At 44.4% G+C, this 17,222-nt stretch carries 19 protein-coding genes; 17 read left to right on the top strand and 2 right to left on the bottom strand.

Translation table 11 applies throughout. From position 1 onward, the window contains the following. The first annotated feature begins 132 nt into the window (after window positions 1–132). Window positions 133–432, top strand: a complete 300-nt coding sequence (locus AC0VYI_RS19120; protein ID WP_475444889.1) for a DUF6482 family protein — start codon at window positions 133–135, stop codon at window positions 430–432. A gap of 38 nt (window positions 433–470) precedes the next feature. Here the strand turns inward: AC0VYI_RS19120 and AC0VYI_RS19115 are convergent, their stop codons facing one another. Next, window positions 471–1,190, bottom strand: a complete 720-nt coding sequence (locus tag AC0VYI_RS19115; RefSeq protein ID WP_199474391.1) for a GntR family transcriptional regulator — start codon at window positions 1,188–1,190, stop codon at window positions 471–473. A gap of 331 nt (window positions 1,191–1,521) precedes the next feature. Here AC0VYI_RS19115 and AC0VYI_RS19110 point away from each other — a divergent pair, with 331 nt between their 5' ends. The 13 genes from AC0VYI_RS19110 to rpoS all read left to right on the top strand — a co-directional run bounded on the left by AC0VYI_RS19110 (window position 1,522) and on the right by rpoS (window position 13,977). Next, window positions 1,522–2,640, top strand: coding sequence for an aromatic ring-hydroxylating dioxygenase subunit alpha (locus AC0VYI_RS19110; protein WP_475444887.1), 1,119 nt, complete (start codon window positions 1,522–1,524; stop codon window positions 2,638–2,640). 167 nt (window positions 2,641–2,807) lie between these two features. Continuing rightward, complete coding sequence (locus AC0VYI_RS19105) at window positions 2,808–3,764, top strand: PDR/VanB family oxidoreductase (protein WP_475444886.1); 957 nt, start codon at window positions 2,808–2,810, stop codon at window positions 3,762–3,764. A gap of 187 nt (window positions 3,765–3,951) precedes the next feature. Further along, window positions 3,952–5,586, top strand: a complete 1,635-nt coding sequence (locus AC0VYI_RS19100; RefSeq protein WP_199474394.1) for a CTP synthase — start codon at window positions 3,952–3,954, stop codon at window positions 5,584–5,586. A 51-nt stretch (window positions 5,587–5,637) separates the two neighbouring features. Continuing rightward, the gene (eno, locus tag AC0VYI_RS19095; protein ID WP_199474396.1) at window positions 5,638–6,939 is read left to right on the top strand and encodes a phosphopyruvate hydratase; all 1,302 of its coding nucleotides are present in this window, start codon (window positions 5,638–5,640) and stop codon (window positions 6,937–6,939) included. A gap of 106 nt (window positions 6,940–7,045) precedes the next feature. Next, the gene (locus tag AC0VYI_RS19090) at window positions 7,046–7,321 is read left to right on the top strand and encodes a septum formation initiator family protein (protein ID WP_199474398.1); all 276 of its coding nucleotides are present in this window, start codon (window positions 7,046–7,048) and stop codon (window positions 7,319–7,321) included. Beyond that, window positions 7,318–8,025: a 2-C-methyl-D-erythritol 4-phosphate cytidylyltransferase gene (ispD, locus tag AC0VYI_RS19085; protein ID WP_199474400.1), complete on the top strand. Its 708-nt coding sequence runs from the start codon at window positions 7,318–7,320 to the stop codon at window positions 8,023–8,025. Before AC0VYI_RS19090 ends, ispD begins: the two co-directional genes overlap by 4 nt. Before the next feature lie 17 nt (window positions 8,026–8,042). Continuing rightward, the gene (gene ispF / locus AC0VYI_RS19080; RefSeq protein WP_199474402.1) at window positions 8,043–8,528 is read left to right on the top strand and encodes a 2-C-methyl-D-erythritol 2,4-cyclodiphosphate synthase; all 486 of its coding nucleotides are present in this window, start codon (window positions 8,043–8,045) and stop codon (window positions 8,526–8,528) included. An 83-nt stretch (window positions 8,529–8,611) separates the two neighbouring features. Then, a complete protein-coding gene (gene truD / locus AC0VYI_RS19075) occupies window positions 8,612–9,706 on the top strand; it encodes a tRNA pseudouridine(13) synthase TruD (RefSeq protein ID WP_475444883.1) in 1,095 nt (364 codons plus the stop codon). Next, complete coding sequence (surE, locus tag AC0VYI_RS19070; RefSeq protein WP_199474406.1) at window positions 9,684–10,430, top strand: 5'/3'-nucleotidase SurE; 747 nt, start codon at window positions 9,684–9,686, stop codon at window positions 10,428–10,430. Before truD ends, surE begins: the two co-directional genes overlap by 23 nt. Then, window positions 10,427–11,092, top strand: coding sequence for a protein-L-isoaspartate(D-aspartate) O-methyltransferase (locus tag AC0VYI_RS19065; protein WP_475444881.1), 666 nt, complete (start codon window positions 10,427–10,429; stop codon window positions 11,090–11,092). Before surE ends, AC0VYI_RS19065 begins: the two co-directional genes overlap by 4 nt. Beyond that, the gene (locus AC0VYI_RS19060; protein ID WP_199474410.1) at window positions 11,085–12,005 is read left to right on the top strand and encodes a DUF368 domain-containing protein; all 921 of its coding nucleotides are present in this window, start codon (window positions 11,085–11,087) and stop codon (window positions 12,003–12,005) included. The genes AC0VYI_RS19065 and AC0VYI_RS19060 overlap by 8 nt, the downstream gene beginning before the upstream one ends. 55 nt (window positions 12,006–12,060) lie before the next feature. After that, window positions 12,061–12,933, top strand: a complete 873-nt coding sequence (locus AC0VYI_RS19055; RefSeq protein ID WP_475444879.1) for a peptidoglycan DD-metalloendopeptidase family protein — start codon at window positions 12,061–12,063, stop codon at window positions 12,931–12,933. Between the two features lie 30 nt (window positions 12,934–12,963). Continuing rightward, window positions 12,964–13,977, top strand: a complete 1,014-nt coding sequence (gene rpoS / locus AC0VYI_RS19050) for an RNA polymerase sigma factor RpoS (protein ID WP_199474412.1) — start codon at window positions 12,964–12,966, stop codon at window positions 13,975–13,977. An 83-nt stretch (window positions 13,978–14,060) separates the two neighbouring features. On the opposite strand, the gene AC0VYI_RS19045 is transcribed toward rpoS, so the two are convergent. Then, window positions 14,061–14,972, bottom strand: a complete 912-nt coding sequence (locus AC0VYI_RS19045) for a dienelactone hydrolase family protein (protein WP_199474414.1) — start codon at window positions 14,970–14,972, stop codon at window positions 14,061–14,063. Between the two features lie 313 nt (window positions 14,973–15,285). On the opposite strand from AC0VYI_RS19045, the gene folM reads away from it, so the two are divergent. From folM to AC0VYI_RS19030, 3 genes are all read left to right on the top strand, one after another. After that, a complete protein-coding gene (folM, locus tag AC0VYI_RS19040; RefSeq protein WP_199474416.1) occupies window positions 15,286–16,008 on the top strand; it encodes a dihydromonapterin reductase in 723 nt (240 codons plus the stop codon). Between the two features lie 82 nt (window positions 16,009–16,090). Then, the gene (gene folE / locus AC0VYI_RS19035) at window positions 16,091–16,777 is read left to right on the top strand and encodes a GTP cyclohydrolase I FolE (RefSeq protein WP_199474418.1); all 687 of its coding nucleotides are present in this window, start codon (window positions 16,091–16,093) and stop codon (window positions 16,775–16,777) included. Between the two features lie 157 nt (window positions 16,778–16,934). Then, the gene (locus AC0VYI_RS19030; protein WP_475444876.1) at window positions 16,935–17,213 is read left to right on the top strand and encodes a hypothetical protein; all 279 of its coding nucleotides are present in this window, start codon (window positions 16,935–16,937) and stop codon (window positions 17,211–17,213) included. The last annotated feature ends 9 nt before the right edge of the window (window positions 17,214–17,222 follow it).

Raw genomic sequence — 17,222 nt, 5'->3', positions numbered from 1 at the left:
CGGTTATTCTGTGAAAACGTGATGGGTTTACATTTCATTTGATGTGACGCAAAAAAAGTAAACCAGCGACATAATGACAACGTATTGGTTGTTAAGAAGGTTTTATTTTTCACTAGAAGATAGGACGACGTTATGACTCTAGATGAGCTTAGTCAGGTTGCCATGTTTGATAAGGTTAAGATCCATTCCCTTGAGTCGAATTTATATCAAGTATCGGTGGTTTTAGATGGCGAAGAAGTGTTTGTGATGAATGATAAAGGGCGCTGTCTGACCAGTCATAATAAGCTGGATTTACAGTCGTTATTTAAAGGTAAGCAAGTCGCTAAGATGGTGTTAATCCACCAAAGTGCCTATGACGAAATGGTGGGTCAACCCGTTCGGGAAGGTAGTAATGTTCTTGAGGTGTCATTAGGCAATCCTAACCTGTCCTAGATTGTCACGATGTCATGCAATGAATGGTTGAAAAAGGTCTACAGGCTAGTTCGGCCAATCACTTGCATTTCGTTTTCATTGCCTTCTTGTTCACAGAAAATCTTGGCATAACCTAGGGTGGCATTGGCGTGTTCTCGCATGATGGCTTCCGCTCGACTTCCTTGTCCATGAATGATGGCGTCGACGGCAGCATGATGTTGCATGTGAGCAAAGTTAAATCGTCGATATTCCCGTGATAAGTTATTTTTATCAAACGCTAATGCACTGATGGAGGCAAATGGTAGGTGTTCATTGCGACTCAATGCTTCTTCTATGGCAGGATTATGGCTTGCCGTAATAATAATTTGATGAAAACGTTTATTGATGTCGTGGTATTGCTCAAGGTCTTGTTCGTCAATGGTGCCATTTAGGAAGAGTGCATCCCCTTGTTTTAACAAATAGATTAGCTCTTCCTTATGAGCGTCAGATAACCCAATTTCAGCGGCTTGTCTAGCAGCCAAGCCTTCTAATACTCCTCTTACCTCAATTGAGCCTGTTATCTCTTCTTGAGTGACTTGCCTAACGATATAGCCTCGCCTTGGTAGCTTTGTTAATAGCCCTTCTTGCTCTAACGTTCGAAACGCGATACGCACAGGGGTTCGCGAGACGCCTAGTTCTTCCGATGTAGGAATTTCGGCCAGACGCTGCCCAGCGGGAAGCTCACCAGAAAGAATCATTTGTCGTAGGCGGCTAATAACTTGTTGACCGGGTTTGCTCATGGTTGTCCTTTGTTCGTATCGGTTGAAATTAATTGAATGCATTGCTATGTCGATGCGCTGTATGGGGGGCAGTGCAATGTGCTCCTATTTTATCTTAAAAAAAGTGTAAAGATGAGAAATAAGAAAGGTGCAATAAACGCTTATTAATCAAACTATTGTGGTGTAAAACATTATTTTCTCTCTTTATTATTGGATCCATTTTAGCTTAATCTGTTTTATTTTATCTATTTTTTGTCTATATTGGATCCAATGTTTGGTATTCTGGTAAGACGCTTCAATGCACTGCCGTCGTGTGAAGCGCTTAAAAAGAAAAATAAAAAGGAGAGAAAACATGAAAGAACAAACTTATCCTAAGAATGCTTGGTATGTGGCTGCGATGTCTGACGAAGTGGCGGGTAGTAAACCACTGGGTCGCAAGATCTGTGGCGAGAATATCGCTTTTTACCGTTCGCATAATAATGAAATCGCGGCTGTATTGGACTTTTGTCCTCATCGTGGAGCTGCTTTATCGTTGGGTTATGTGGAAGACGGGCTGTTAGTCTGTGGTTACCATGGTTTGAAGATGGGCGCGGATGGTAAAACAAAAGAGATGCCACTCCAGCGTGTGCAAGGCTTTCCTTGTATGAAATCTTACGCGGTTGAAGAGCGCTACGGATTCATCTGGGTGTGGCCAGGCGACCAAACCAAAGCAGATAAAGAGTTGATTCCGCACCTAGAATGGGCTGTTAACCCTGAGTGGGCTTATGGTGGTGGGTTATACCATATCAATTGTGATTATCGCTTAATGGTTGATAATCTGATGGATTTGACCCACGAAACCTATGTACACGCCACCAGTATCGGCCAAAAAGAAATCGATGAATCACCAGTATCAACCAAAGTAGACGGCGATACTGTTATTACCAGTCGCTTTATGGAAAATATTATGGCTCCGCCGTTCTGGAAAGCCGCTCTTCGAGCTAATGGTTTAGCCGATGATGTGCCAGTAGATCGTTGGCAAATCTGTCGATTTACTCCGCCTTCCCATGTGTTAATTGATGTTGGTGTTGCCCATGCCGGTCATGGTGGTTTTGAAGCGCCAGAAAACAAAAAAGCCGGTAGTATTGTGGTGGACTTCATTACCCCTGAAACCGAAACCTCTATTTGGTATTTTTGGGGAATGGCGCGACACTTTAAGCCCGAAGATCAAGCCTTAACGGATTCTATTCGTGAAGGACAAGGCAAAATCTTTGCAGAAGATTTAGAGGTGTTGGAACGTCAACAAGAGAATTTACTAGCTTTTCCTGATTACCAGCTATTAAAACTTGATATTGATGCCGGAGGGGTACAATCCCGTCGTGTGATCAACCGTATTATCAATGAAGAAAGAGCTCAGCAAGAGCAGGCAAATCCGTCTAAACGTTCGTCTGGAACACAGCAATCGGCCCCATTACAAGAAGTGTCTTTTTAAAAGCACGTAATGTGAGCTAGATTAAATGGTGGGGCTTTTGCGATATATTAGCCATGTGGCTTTCTATCGTAAAAGCCTTAGGCGAGTGGTGTAAATGTTATAGTCAGAGTGTGAAGGGATGCGTATGAGGTCCTTTGCTTAGTTTGGCTTTAAATGTAGGGGGATGGATGATTCCTGTTGTTGTTAGAAATTGTGTAGAAGAAGCTGAGAATGTAGTGCGTCTTGTTCTAGGTAGCCAAGACGGCTCTGCTTTACCTCCATATGAAGCGGGTGCACACATTGATCTTCATTTGCCAAGCGGTTTGATTCGTCAATATTCCTTGTGTCGTATGCAGTCAGAAGCGCAATATTATGAGATTGCTGTACTGAAAGATGCCCAATCCCGAGGCGGCTCCCGTGAAGTGCACACCTTAAAGGTTGGGGATGAGCTCAATATTAGTGCCCCGCGTAATCATTTTTCACTGGCGAAAACTAAGCGCAAAGCCTTGTTAATTGCCGGTGGCATTGGTGTGACACCATTGCTTCCAATGGCTCAGCAGTTGCACAAAATGGGGCTGCCGTTTGAGTTTCATTATTGTGCTAAGTCTCCTGATACCGCCGCATTTGCTAGGGCGCTTGAGTCCGGTTCGTTTGCCGATAAAATGCATTTTCACTACAGTCAAGTACCGTCATCCGGTCGTATGGATGTGGTCAATGTACTGTCTCAAAATGCTATGGACGGTGAGTTGTATGTTTGTGGCCCCGCTGATTTTATCAGTCATATTATTCAGCAGGCAGAGAATTTAGGTTGGCCTGATGAACGGGTGCATCGTGAATATTTCACAGCTCCTGATTTGGCTGAAGGCGATGCGACCAATACGCCTTTCAAAGTAAAAATTGCCAGCACGGGTGAGCTGTTAGAGGTGGCAGAAGATCAAACGATTTTTCAGGTATTGGAAAACAACGGCATCTTTGTTCCTGTCTCTTGTGAGTCCGGTGTCTGTGGCACTTGCCAAACGGGGGTGATTAGTGGCACCCCTGATCACCGTGACGTGTTTCTAACGGATAAGGAGCATAGTGAAGGGAAGTTTATTATGCCTTGTTGTTCGCGCTCGAAAAGTCCAGTGATTGAGCTGGATTTATAGCGATAACTCGCGCTAGTTATCCTTATTGTCTTTGTTTGTAATACATTCTGTTGGCTTGACGTAAATCCGTTGTGTTTTACATTGAGCCAACTGGCTGGCAATGCTATTATATCCTCCCGTCCTGAAGGGGTAATTCCTTTCATCATTAAATGTCACTTTTTCATATTTTAAGGCGGGTTAAATACTCATGGCGACACGATATATTTTCGTCACCGGCGGCGTGGTTTCATCACTTGGTAAGGGCTTAGCGGCTGCCTCTTTGGCTGCTATCCTTGAATCACGTGGACTAAAGGTCACCATGCTTAAATTGGATCCATACATCAACGTAGATCCCGGCACCATGAGTCCTTTCCAGCACGGCGAAGTCTTCGTTACAGAAGATGGCGCAGAAACTGACCTTGATCTTGGTCACTACGAACGTTTCATATCTACTAAAATGGGCAAGCGAAACAACTTCACAACGGGCCGTGTTTATCAGCATGTTCTGAAGAAAGAGCGTCGTGGTGAATACTTAGGGGGAACGGTTCAGGTTATTCCTCATATTACAGATGAAATCAAACGACGCGTTATCGCAGGAGCTCAAGGTGCGGATATTGCCTTGGTTGAAATTGGCGGAACGGTCGGTGACATTGAGTCTCAGCCTTTCTTGGAAGCGGTGCGCCAGATGAAAGTCGAAGTGGGGTCACACCGTGCTTTGTTTATGCACCTGACCTTGGTGCCGTACATCCGTACCGCTGGCGAGACCAAAACGAAACCCACCCAGCACTCTGTTAAAGAGCTGCGTTCTATTGGTATTCAGCCCGATATTTTGGTGTGCCGTTCTGAAGTGTCCATTGAAGCGCCTGAGCGCAAGAAAATTTCATTGTTCACGAACGTAGAAGAACGAGCCGTTATTTCCCTTCCTGATGCTGATACTATTTACCGTATTCCTCAGATGCTTAATGATCAGGGATTGGATAGTTTAATTGTGGAACGTTTCAATCTAGATTGTGACATGCCAGATTTAAGTATCTGGAATAAAGTAACACAAGCAAAATTGAACCCAGAGAAGCAGATCAACATCGCCATGGTGGGCAAATACATGGAGTTGCTGGATGCGTATAAATCTCTAATCGAGGCCATGGACCATGCTGGTATTCATGCTCGAACTAAGGTAAAACTGCACTACATCGATTCTGAGAAAATAGAAGAAAACGGCACGGACATACTCAACGGTATGGATGCCATATTGGTTCCTGGCGGCTTTGGTGAGCGTGGTGTAGAAGGCAAAATTACCACTGCTAAGTACGCTCGTGAGAATAAAGTCCCTTATCTGGGGATTTGTCTAGGGATGCAAGTTGCCGTTATCGAGTATGCTCGTAACGTGGCTAACTTTGCTGGTGCGCACAGTACAGAGTTTAATTTAAAAGCAGAGAACCCAGTTGTTGGTCTGATCACCGAATGGACCAATGCAGAGGGTTCCAAAGAAATCCGGTCAGAGGAATCCGATCTAGGTGGGACGATGCGACTTGGCGCGCAAAACTGTAATCTAGTCGAAGGGACAAAAGCTTTTGAAGCTTATGGTCAAGCGGTGATTACAGAGCGTCATCGTCATCGTTATGAAGTAAATAACTTCTACGTTGAAGCGTTGGAAAAAGCTGGTTTGACGATCTCCGGTCGTTCAGAAGACAACTCTTTGGTGGAAATGGTGGAAATTGCCGATCACCCTTGGTTTGTTGCTTGTCAGTTCCATCCAGAATTTACGTCTACTCCTAGGTACGGACACGGCCTGTTTAGTGCCTTTGTTCACGCAGCATTGAAACATGCAGGTAAAGAAAAATAAGTCGAGCAAACAGGCAGTTTGTGATTTTTCATTTATTTTAAGAGGTTTGTTATGAGTCAGATCGTTGATATCAAAGCCAGAGAAGTCTTGGACTCTCGTGGTAATCCTACTGTTGAAGCCGATGTCATTTTGGCTGATGGGTCAGTAGGTTCAGCGTGTGCACCTTCTGGTGCCTCTACCGGTTCTCGTGAAGCTTTAGAATTACGTGATGGCGATAAAAGCCGTTATTTGGGTAAAGGTGTTCTAAAAGCGGTTGCTGCCGTCAACGGTCCTATCCGTGATGCGTTAATCGGTAAGGATGCCGCAGCACAAAAAGAACTTGATCATATTATGATCGAGCTTGATGGCACAGAAAACAAATCGACTTTTGGCGCAAACGCTATTTTAGCAGTGTCTTTAGCGGCCGCTAAAGCCGCTGCGATTTCGAAAAAAGTGCCTTTGTACGCACATATCGCTGATCTCAATGGCACACCTGGCGTGTTTTCTATGCCAGTTCCAATGATGAATATCATCAACGGCGGTGAGCATGCTGATAACAACGTTGATATTCAAGAGTTCATGATTCAGCCAGTCGGTGCGCCTAATTTTCGCGAAGCATTGCGTTACGGTGCAGAAGTCTTCCATGCTCTGAAAAAAGTACTCAGTGCTCGTGGTTTGAGCACCGCTGTAGGCGATGAAGGGGGATTTGCTCCGAACCTTGCGTCAAATGCTGAAGCCCTTGCGGTTATCAAAGAAGCGGTGGCGGCAGCGGGTTATGAACTTGGTAAAGATATTACCTTGGCGATGGACTGTGCCGCGTCTGAATTCTATGACAAAGAGGCCAACATCTACGATCTTAAAGGTGAAGGTAAGAAATTCACTTCAGAAGAGTTTAACTTTTTCTTGCAGGATCTTGCTAACCAGTACCCCATCGTTTCTATTGAAGACGGTCTTGATGAGTCTGATTGGGACGGCTTTGCACACCAAACAAAACTATTGGGTGATAAACTCCAATTAGTAGGTGATGATTTGTTCGTAACCAATACGAAGATTCTAAAACGTGGTATCGACAACGGTATAGCCAACTCTATTTTGATCAAATTCAACCAAATCGGCTCTTTGACCGAAACATTGGAAGCAATCAAAATGGCGAAAGATGCAGGTTATACAGCTGTGATCTCTCACCGTTCTGGTGAAACAGAAGATGCCACAATTGCCGATTTGGCTGTCGGCACAGCAGCAGGTCAAATCAAGACGGGTTCTCTATGCCGTTCTGATCGTGTGGCTAAGTACAATCAATTGCTACGTATTGAAGAGCAATTAGGCGGTAAAGCGCCATATAAAGGTTTGTCTGAGATTAAAGGTCAGGCATAATTTGTAAAAACTTAAAAAAGGGAGGACTCTGTTCTCCCTTTTTTATTTTGTTTTTAGCGAAATCCTTCGATAATAGGGACTCGTTTTGTTATCTGCTGAGGGCGTTATGCCACGTTTATTATTTGCCTTGTTTGCCTTAGCTATTGGCTATCAGTCTTATCATTTGTACTACGGTGATCAGGGTGTGAAGCGCCAAGAAGAATTGGCGAAACAAATTGCCTATCAGGAGCGTGTGAATTTGCATCTTAAGCAGCGTAATGAGGCACTTAGAGCACAAGTAGATGATCTTCGTTCTGGTGAAGAGGCCGTAGAGGAACATATCCGTACGGATCTTCAATATATTAAAGACGGCGAAGTGTTTTATCGGATAGTTGACAAATGATACAACCTCTTTGGGTTATTATTCCCGCTGCTGGCATTGGCCAGCGAATGAAGGCTGATTGCCCTAAGCAATATATCCCACTATTGGGCAAAACCATTTTGGATCGTACCGTGGCCATTTTTGTGAACCACCCGATGATAGCAGGCGTTGCGGTTGGGCTTGGAGAGCTCGATGGGTACTGGGCGGACTCCTCATGGGTCAGTCACCCTCGTGTGTTTACTTATCAAGGAGGTATGGAGCGTTCCGATACCGTATTAAAGGGATTGGAATATTTATCGCAAGTTCAACAGGTCGCTGAGCAGGATGTGTTGGTGCATGATGCCGCAAGGCCATTATTAAGCCAAAGTGCATTAGAACGCATTATTCAGCATCAAGGAGCCCAAGGGGCTATTTTGGCGATGCCAGCGCGGGATACGATTAAGCAACAAAAAGCCAATGGTAAGATACAAGCCACGATTGACCGTGATGGTATCTGGCTGGCTCAAACGCCACAGAAGTTTCCTGCTAGTGATTTGCTACAGGCGTTACGGAATATTCAAGCGCAAGGTGTGGCGATTACCGATGAATGTTCTGCGATGGAGTATACAGGATGGCAGCCTGATCTTGTGCTAGGAGAAAGCACCAATATCAAAGTGACCTTTCCTGAAGATTTGCTCATCGCAGAAGCGCTTGTATCACATAATATCCACTCAATCAGTCAATAGGGATAGGAGTAATCATCATGATGCCTTTTCGAATAGGTCATGGCTTTGATGTGCATAAATTTGGGGAAGGTGATCACATTATTTTAGGCGGAGAACGCATTGCTTACTCACAAGGTCTGATTGCTCACTCCGATGGCGATGTGGTGTTGCATGCTTTAACCGACGCACTACTAGGCGCAGCGGCATTAGGCGACATAGGGAAACACTTTCCGGATACTGATGCGGCTTTTGAAGGCGCGGATAGTCGATTGTTATTGAAAAAAGCGTATCAAGAAATTCAAAAAATGGGTTTTTCCGTTGGTAATGTCGATGTGACCATTATTGCTCAAGCGCCCAAAATGCGTCCGCATATCGATGCGATGCGGGCGAATATCGCAGAGGATCTTTCAATCGATATCGGGGCGGTCAATGTGAAGGCAACGACGACAGAAAAGCTCGGTTTTACGGGACGCAAAGAAGGCATTGCTGTGGAAGCGGTAGCGCTTATTTACCAGCCCGCATAATCTGCTAACAGCAAATAGCATCATCTTATGTTTTGCATGATGTGATGGATCCAACCAGAATACAATTGCAAAGTAGGTAGTGAATGAATACCCAATGGGAGTACGCCTGGTCCACCCCCAAAGTGACAGGCGATTTAAAAACCACAGTACAAGATTTTTTTGTGGAAGAGCAGTTGGGATTTGAGCCTGATGGTCATGGGGAGTTTTATTTTGTTTTTATCGAGAAGCAAGGCATTAATACGGATTTCTTAGCTAAACGTTTAGCGCAAATGGCGGGTATCGCAGCGAATAAAGTCACTTATAGTGGCGTGAAAGATCGTCATGCGTGCACTCGTCAGTGGTTCTGTCTGCATATGATTAACAAAGAACCGGATTTAACCAATATTCAAGAAGCATTCCGTGAACCTGAAAAGGTTCGAGTGATCGCACAGTCCCGTCATTCGAAGAAACTGCGCACAGGTGCCCATGTTGGTAATCGTTTTGTGCTGCGCATTCGCGACATCAAAGGCGATTTGGAGGATCTGAAAAGCCGACTTGAGTTGATTAAAATGAGTGGTGTACCGAATTATTATGGCGCACAACGCTTTGGTATTAACGGCAATAATTTGCATAATGGCAAACCCTTTGTGCTCAAAGGGCGGCAAAGCAAAAGAAAGCTTTCTAAAACAGAAGGTTTTTGGTTATCTGCCATTCGGTCTTGGTTCTTCAATGAAGCGCTGAGTGCTCAGGTTAGAAATGGCATGTGGTGTCGATTGTGTGATGGCGATATTGTCCAATATCAAGGACGTGATGAGCAGTTTCGCTTGAAAGAAATGACGGCGTCGATGCATTTACAAGCGGTATTAGGTAACGTGCATCCCGTTCTGCCATTGATTTGCGAAGGTTGGCAAGATGGCACAGGAACACAGCGAGAAGCGGTTATCATCGAATCCGTTCGCCAAGAAGGGGAGTTAATGCAGGCCTTAATTGACTTTGGCTTAAGCCGAGAGAGCCGCTTGGCGCGACTGATGCCGACTGAGATGGCCTGGGAATTGCTTGAGAAGCCCAACGAACAGACTCAACTCATTGTTGAGTTTTCCCTGTCTAAAGGATGTTTCGCCACCAGTATTTTACGCGAAATGATACATGTAACAGACAAATCAGCTGAGAAATACCATGAGAATATTGATCGCCAATGATGATGGGATTGATGCTGTCGGCATTAATACTTTAGCGCAAGCATTACAAGAAAAATACGATATTTTAGTGGTCGCTCCAGACCGTAATCGTAGTGGTGCGAGTAACTCGTTAACACTAACGCGCCCAGTGCAACCAACTAAAGTAACTGATAAATACTACCGAGTGGATGGGACACCGACTGATTGTGTGAATTTAGCCTTGTCGGGGGTGATTGATGGACAGGTGGATCTAGTGGTTTCTGGTATCAACCATGGCGCCAATCTGGGGGATGATGTGATTTACTCAGGTACTGTAGCGGCAGCAATGGAAGCTCGGCATCTTGGCCAACCAGCCTTGGCAGTTTCTTTAGTGGGAAGCACGTATTTTGAGACGGCGGCTGAAGTTGTTATGAAACTCTTAGACGATGCTAAGAGTCTAACCCTTGCCCCTGGTATTTTGCTGAATATTAATGTACCTGATGTGCCTTATAGTGAGTTAAAGGGGATTAAAGTGACACGTTTAGGGTATCGTCAGCGTGCGCAAGAAGCAATTAGTGCACAACACCCAAGAGGTTTACCAAGTTTTTGGATTGGCGCTTTATCTGAGCCTCATGATGCTTCAGAAGGGACGGATTTCCACGCGGTGCAAGAAGGATATGTTTCCATTACCCCCATTCATACTGACATGACGTGTTATGACGCAAAACAGCCATTAGATGCTTGGGTTCGTTCTTTTGATCTATGAGTCTACACAATCTCAATGGGCTGATTAAGCATACTGAGTCACGCGCCTCTCAGATGTTACAACAGCTGAAATCACAGGGTATTCACCATCCGGCATTACTGGCTAAGATGGGGGATATCCCACGAGAAAAATTTGTTGAACCTGCTTTTTCCCATCTTGCTTACTCCGCTACGCCTTTACCTATTGGTCGTAATCAAACTATTAGTCAACCTTTGACAGTGGCAAGAATGTCGCAATGGTTACTGGAATACGCGCGTCTTGGTCGAGTGTTGGAAGTCGGCACTGGGTCAGGTTACCAAACGGCTATATTGGCGCACTTTTTTAATAAAGTGCACACCATCGAGAGACAGGAAATGCTTCATAAGCTTGCCAAACAACGGCTTGAGAAGATGGGGATTCACAATGTAGAGTACTTGTTTGGCGATGGTCAAGCTGGTTGGCCACAAAAAATTGACATGGATGCTGTCATTATTACGGCAATGGTGAGTAAAGTTCCGGTTGCATTAACCAATTGCCTAAAAGAAAACGGTATATTAATTATGCCGATTAATCAGCCTACACCACAAATTGGTTGTTGGCGAAAAGAAGGAGACCGCTGGAAGCGCTTAGCGATTGAAGCGGCTCATTTTGTTCCCTTATTGGAAGGAAAAGTCTATGCCTAAATGGCTTAAAATTTATATGAGTGGTGTCATGATGGGGGCGGCGGATGTCATCCCAGGTGTATCGGGTGGAACCATTGCGTTTATTTTAGGTGTGTATGATCGCCTGATTGCCGCCCTTAGCGGCGTTAATAAACAAAGTCTTACTATGCTGATAAAAGGCGATATTAAAGCATTATGGCGTCATTTTGATGGAGCGTTTCTGTTGCCTTTAGGGGCCGGTATCGCCACCAGTATTGTCGGTATTGCGGGGCTAATAACGCATTTACTGGCGACGTATCCTGAATATGTGTGGAGCTTCTTTTTTGGTTTGATCCTAGCATCGGCTTATTTCTTGATTGGGCACCTAGAGCGCTTTTCTTTCCGTCATTTCTTGACGCTGGTTCTGGGCATAGCCATTGGTGCCTCTCTGTCACTGGTTGTGCCAATTCAAGTCAGTACTACTTACTCAATGGTGTTCTTTTCTGGCTTCATTGCTATTTGCGCGATGATCCTACCAGGCATCTCTGGAAGTTTTTTACTGTTAATGATGGGAATGTACGGTTTTATTCTTGGCGCTGTGAAAGATTTCAATTTTGCAGTGATTGGAGTATTTGCCGTGGGGGCGCTAGCTGGTCTACTGAGTTTTTCAAAGGTTCTGCAATATTTATTGGAGCATGCTAAGTCGCTCACTCTGTCTGCTTTAATAGGTATTATGGTGGGGGCATTGGTGAAGGTATGGCCTTGGAAAGTGGTGGACTCTTGGACACAAATAGGCAGTAAAAAATTTCCTGTTGAAGAGCATTTAATTCTTCCTTGGCACACCAGTTCGTATCATCTAACGACGGACTTATTACTGCCCATTGGTTTTATGATTATCGGCTTTATGATTGTTTTTCTCATTTCTTACATTTTTTTACGAAACGCGGACAAATAAAGTCAAATGTATCTGAGTGTTAGCGATAGGGTGGTTAAGATGGTAAGAGAGGACATTGGTTATTAATAAGTTTGGGTCTAAAGGTGGTATCACCCGTATTACAGATTGGAGAATAAAGTGGGTTATACTATTGTGTTTTTCTCTATCGGGTTGTGCTTATCAAGTGATTAACTTCCCAGATGAAAACACAGGCTCTTACAGTGCTAATGATGCCTCAGTGTCTCCTGTGCCTCGTTCTGGCTACCACCGAGTCAGTCGTGGCGAGACCTTGTTTTCTATTGCTTTTCGCTATGGCAAAGATTACCGAGAGGTGGCGGCTTTAAATCATATCCGTCCTCCCTATACGATTTATCCTAAGCAAAAAATCTGGTTAGAGGCGCGAGGTTCTGTCGTGGCCAATGGCGCCTCTTCTCAGTCTAGTCGATCCTCTTCTAGATCACGAGTCGTGGCGAAAACCGCCCCCGTCCCGAGCGTTTCTCCGTCAGATATTACCCTGCAAAAAAAGGTGAATATCCCTGAAAAAAATTCCTCTTCGAATATACAAAACTCTGAAAAAGTGACTTCTTGGCAGTGGCCTCTCGTCGGTAAAGTTGTAAAGGGCTTTTCAAGTAACGGCGTTAGTAGTAAAGGTATAGACATCAAAGGGCAAAAAGGCGAATTGGTCAAAGCAGTTGCCGACGGAACAGTTGTATATGCAGGCAGTGGTTTAATTGGTTATGGGAACCTTGTGATAGTGAAACATAACGATGTTTACCTAAGTGCCTACGCATACAACGAACGAATTTTAGTCAAGGAACAGCAGCATGTGAAGGCGGGCGATGCTTTGGCTATTATCGGTGGCAAGGGTAATGATAGGTCTCTTTTGCACTTCGAAATTAGGCGTGATGGTCAACCTGTGGATCCACTAAAAATACTTCCCAGACAATAATAATTCACGCTGGGCGAGGAGGGGATAAAAATGAAAACAGTAAATACAAACACAAATAAAACAGCTCAAACACTCGCCAATTTAGATTTCGATCTAGATTTGGTGGATGATGATATTGAAGGCATTGAGGACGATAACAGCGACGAGGATTTTGATTCTGCAGTGAATGCACGCTATGCCAATGATGAATCCAACAAAAGCTTAGACGTGACTCAGCTTTACTTGAGTGAAATTGGTTTTTCTCCCTTGTTGTCAGCGGAAGAAGAGGTATATTTTGCGCGTCTTTCCTTGAAAGGCGACGAAAATGCTCGTAAACGTATGATTGTCAGTAACTTACGTTTAGTCGTGAAAATTTCACGTCGTTATTTGAATCGAGGTTTGTCTTTATTGGATCTGATTGAAGAAGGGAATCTCGGCTTGATCAGAGCAGTTGAAAAATTCGATCCTGAGCGTGGTTTTCGATTCTCTACTTATGCAACTTGGTGGATTCGTCAAACCATTGAGCGGGCGATTATGAACCAGACTCGTACGATTCGCTTGCCGATACATGTGGTAAAAGAATTGAATGTCTATCTGCGTGCGGCACGTGAATTGACTCAAAAACTGGATCATGAGCCAAGCCCTGAGGAAATAGCGGAAATGCTGGATCGTCCTGTTGCGGACGTGCAAAAAATGTTGGGGTTAAATGAGCGTATTAGCTCTATTGATTCTTACATTGGCGGCGGCGACGATAATGATAAAAGCTTGATGGAAGTGATTGCCGACACCAACCACCAAGGGCCAGAAGAGGACCGCCAAGAAGGGGATGTCTTAAAGAGCATTGAAGGTTGGTTAAATGAACTGAATGACAAGCAATGTGAGGTTATTGCGCGACGTTTTGGTTTACGAGGTTATGAACCAAGTACACTGGAAGATGTTGGGGCAGAAATCGGCTTAACCCGTGAGCGCGTCAGACAGATTCAGGTTGAAGCGTTACGTAAGCTGCGTTTGATGATGGACAAACAAGGTCTTTCTCTTGATGATGTTATTGGGTTTGGTAATTAACCTTCCGATAGACATCATTAAAATGAATCAATGATAAAATGCCCGATGATCTCTCGGGCATTTTTGTGTTTAGGGTTAAATTGTTAGGCTGCTAAATGTTGTTTAAAAAAGGCAATGGTACGTGACCAAGCTAGCTCTGCGTTGTCTTTTTGATAACGTGCCGTTGAGTCGTTATGAAACCCATGATTTGCCTTGGGATAGGTATAGGCCGTGTAGTTCACCTTGTTTTCTTTTAAGCTTCTTTCATAGTCTGGCCAAGTGGCGTTGACGCGTTTATCGAGTTCTGCAAAGTGCAACATTAACGGCCCCCGAATCTGTTCAAGATGAGAGGTGGCGGGTGTGCCATAAAAAGGTACGCCTGCATCCAGCGTATCGGGCATAAAGGCGGCCACTGTATTGGTTAAATACCCTCCGTAGCAAAACCCCACCATGCCAAGTTTGCCAGAGCTCAGAGAATGCTGCTTTAGCATGACCGCCGCACTCATAAAATCTTTTTCTATTTTGCTGCCGTCTAAGGTTTTTTGCATGGCTCTCCCTTCGTCATCGTTACCTGGATAGCCCCCAATGGAAAATAACGCATCAGGTGCAAAGGCAACGAATCCCTCTTTTGCCAAGCGTCGAGCGACGTCTTTGATATAAGGGTTGAGTCCCCGGTTTTCATGGGCCACCAAAACGACAGGCGCGGGGTTGTCCTGAGTAACGCCCTTTGGTACCACGAAATAACCACGTCCTTTACCGTATCCGGCTGGACTGTCAAATTCTAGGTAGCTGGCGGTAATGTCGGGGTCATTAAAAGAGACTTGCTCTGCTAGGGCATAGTTGGGTGTTAATGCCCCCGCAATGACGGACAAGGACATCCCTGCGATACCCAATGTACCGAGTCGCGATAAAAAAGTGCGTCGGTCAATGTCGCCGTGGGCATATTCATCGTACCAATCAAACGCCTCTTGAGGGATGCCATAATCATTCAGGTGCTGTGGAGGCTGACTATTCATTGTTCTTTTCCTTTCTATGATGTTGATAGATAGAACTCATTCATTCAGGTAACTTTTTTTTGCTATGCTGTTCTGCATGGTACCCATTAACTTTTTTCTTTAGCAAGTGATGTGTTATCTGTGCCCGGCATGTGCAGAGAATACGATGGAAGATTCTTTATTCTAGTTTAATTTTTAGGCAACTAGACACATTTTAAGAGAATGGATGATCTTTTTTTCATTATTATCCGTAAGCTTATTATTAAGAATACTATGATATTGGTAATATGGTTTTCTGTGGCTCACAAATATTACTCAATGGGAATGGACTTACATGATACATGACGTGCCAATTATTATTACAGGTGGCGCACAGAGATTGGGATTAGCCTGTGCAAAAGCTTTGGTCGAAGACGGCCATCAGGTGGTGATTACTTACCGACGCCATAAACCTAGCATTGTAGAACTTGAAGAGCTAGGGGTACATTGTATTCGAGCTGACTTTTCTACTCAATCTGGCGTGGATGAGTTCATCGTACAAATTCAGCAACGTTATAATAAGCTGAGAGGGATTATTCATAATGCATCCGATTGGCAGTCTGAGGCAGAGGATATAGATCCCAGCGAATTAATGGAAAGAATGTGGTATGTGCATGTATTTGCGCCTTATCGTATGAATCTGGCATTCGAAGCTTTATTATCTGCAGGCTCTGTGCGTGAAGGAAAGGCCGATATAATTCATATGACAGATTATGTGGCTGAAAAAGGTAGTGGTAAGCATATTGCTTATGCGGCGAGTAAGGCGGGTCTTGCCAACTTGACTTGCTCTTTTGCTAAGCGCTTTGCGCCATTAGTCAACGTGAATTCTATTGCACCTTCTCTTTTGATGTTTAATCCAGAAGACGATGCTGAATATCGTCAGAAGGCTTTGAATAAGTCACTTTTACATCAAGAGCCGGGTGAGCAAGAAGGCGTGTTGGCGGTAAGGTACATTTTGGAAAATCGCTATATGACAGGGAGAACCTTGTCGCTAGATGGAGGTAGGCACCTTGTTTAGCGACTGTAAAGAGTCGTCTAGCTGGGGTCGATCAACTCGCCTCCGTGTCATCTGACAAGATACAGCAACGTAGGACATTGATATGAAATCTGTTGTAGCAGAACAAACAAAAGTGAGTGGTCTAGGACTTACAGAAGAGGCACGCAAAGTGCGTGATGCTCTTATTAAGAGTGGTCTTGAGACGCCGATGATTGATAACGGTTTAACCTCTGAAGAGAAATATCAGCGAATAAAATACGCCTTTGAAGATATTGTTGGCACGTTAGGTTTGGATTTAACGGACGACAGTCTGGCGGAAACGCCACATCGCATTGCCAAAATGTATGTGCGTGAGATTTTCTCTGGTCTTGATTACGCGAATTTTCCAAAAATCACTGTCATAGAAAACAAGATGAAAGTCGATGAGATGGTAAAGGTGCGTAATATCAGCTTTACGAGTACTTGTGAGCATCATTTTGTGACCATCGATGGTACGGCAACGGTGGCTTATTTGCCGAAAAATAAGATCATTGGTTTGTCGAAAATTAATCGCATTGTGCGTTTCTTCGGACAGCGTCCACAGGTACAAGAACGTTTGACTCAGCAAATTTTGGTCACACTGCAAGCCTTGTTGGAAACTGACAATGTGGCCGTCAGCATTGATGCCGTGCATTACTGCGTTAAAGCTCGAGGTGTGATGGACGCGAGTTCCTCTACGCAAACAACCGCATTAGGCGGTTTGTTTAAGAGCAGTGACAAAACTCGTGGTGAGTTTTTATCGAGCCAATAGTTATCGGTCTGCGTGTTTGGGAAATGGTTACGGAGTCTGCCCAGTGTAGACTCTTTTGCTTTCTGTACTAGGTGTTTTGAGCTAGAGTTGCTTAAAGCAGAATTCAGATGGCTTAATCGTTTGTCGTGGTATTCATCCAATTGAGGGAAAAGTACGAGTGCAAAAGAAGCATAAAAACACGTGGTTTCCCGCTAAGAAAAATGGCTGGGGATGGGGGAAGCCAACAGCTTGGCAAGGCTGGGCTGTATTGGTGATTTATTTTGCGATGGTTGGGGCAATCAGTGTCAGTTATGACCCCAAAGTTGCTCTGAAAGAATGGGGCGTGGGAGTTGGCATCGTCACTGTGATCTTGTTATTGATTTATTGGTTGAAAGGCGAACCACCTAGTTGGACTTGGAAGCGAATCGATAAAAAGAAAAAACGCCTCTTTAAATAGAGTCGATGT

This window comes from Marinomonas sp. 63XJN7_9_ISO-PGPR-S23-217, from assembly GCF_056173515.1.
This window is presented reverse-complemented; position numbering and strand designations above follow the sequence as displayed.

What these genes read in the sequence shown, in the direction of transcription:
- AC0VYI_RS19045 (WP_199474414.1), bottom strand. Translation starts at nt 14,972, where the DNA reads ATGAATAGTCAGCCTCCACAGCACCTGAATGATTATGGCATCCCTCAA.
- AC0VYI_RS19115 (WP_199474391.1), bottom strand. Translation starts at nt 1,190, where the DNA reads ATGAGCAAACCCGGTCAACAAGTTATTAGCCGCCTACGACAAATGATT.
- ispF (WP_199474402.1), top strand. Translation starts at nt 8,043, where the DNA reads ATGATGCCTTTTCGAATAGGTCATGGCTTTGATGTGCATAAATTTGGG.
- folM (WP_199474416.1), top strand. Translation starts at nt 15,286, where the DNA reads ATGATACATGACGTGCCAATTATTATTACAGGTGGCGCACAGAGATTG.
- AC0VYI_RS19100 (WP_199474394.1), top strand. Translation starts at nt 3,952, where the DNA reads ATGGCGACACGATATATTTTCGTCACCGGCGGCGTGGTTTCATCACTT.
- surE (WP_199474406.1), top strand. Translation starts at nt 9,684, where the DNA reads ATGAGAATATTGATCGCCAATGATGATGGGATTGATGCTGTCGGCATT.
- ispD (WP_199474400.1), top strand. Translation starts at nt 7,318, where the DNA reads ATGATACAACCTCTTTGGGTTATTATTCCCGCTGCTGGCATTGGCCAG.
- AC0VYI_RS19120 (WP_475444889.1), top strand. Translation starts at nt 133, where the DNA reads ATGACTCTAGATGAGCTTAGTCAGGTTGCCATGTTTGATAAGGTTAAG.
- AC0VYI_RS19105 (WP_475444886.1), top strand. Translation starts at nt 2,808, where the DNA reads ATGATTCCTGTTGTTGTTAGAAATTGTGTAGAAGAAGCTGAGAATGTA.
- rpoS (WP_199474412.1), top strand. Translation starts at nt 12,964, where the DNA reads ATGAAAACAGTAAATACAAACACAAATAAAACAGCTCAAACACTCGCC.
- folE (WP_199474418.1), top strand. Translation starts at nt 16,091, where the DNA reads ATGAAATCTGTTGTAGCAGAACAAACAAAAGTGAGTGGTCTAGGACTT.
- AC0VYI_RS19065 (WP_475444881.1), top strand. Translation starts at nt 10,427, where the DNA reads ATGAGTCTACACAATCTCAATGGGCTGATTAAGCATACTGAGTCACGC.
- truD (WP_475444883.1), top strand. Translation starts at nt 8,612, where the DNA reads ATGAATACCCAATGGGAGTACGCCTGGTCCACCCCCAAAGTGACAGGC.
- AC0VYI_RS19110 (WP_475444887.1), top strand. Translation starts at nt 1,522, where the DNA reads ATGAAAGAACAAACTTATCCTAAGAATGCTTGGTATGTGGCTGCGATG.
- eno (WP_199474396.1), top strand. Translation starts at nt 5,638, where the DNA reads ATGAGTCAGATCGTTGATATCAAAGCCAGAGAAGTCTTGGACTCTCGT.
- AC0VYI_RS19090 (WP_199474398.1), top strand. Translation starts at nt 7,046, where the DNA reads ATGCCACGTTTATTATTTGCCTTGTTTGCCTTAGCTATTGGCTATCAG.
- AC0VYI_RS19060 (WP_199474410.1), top strand. Translation starts at nt 11,085, where the DNA reads ATGCCTAAATGGCTTAAAATTTATATGAGTGGTGTCATGATGGGGGCG.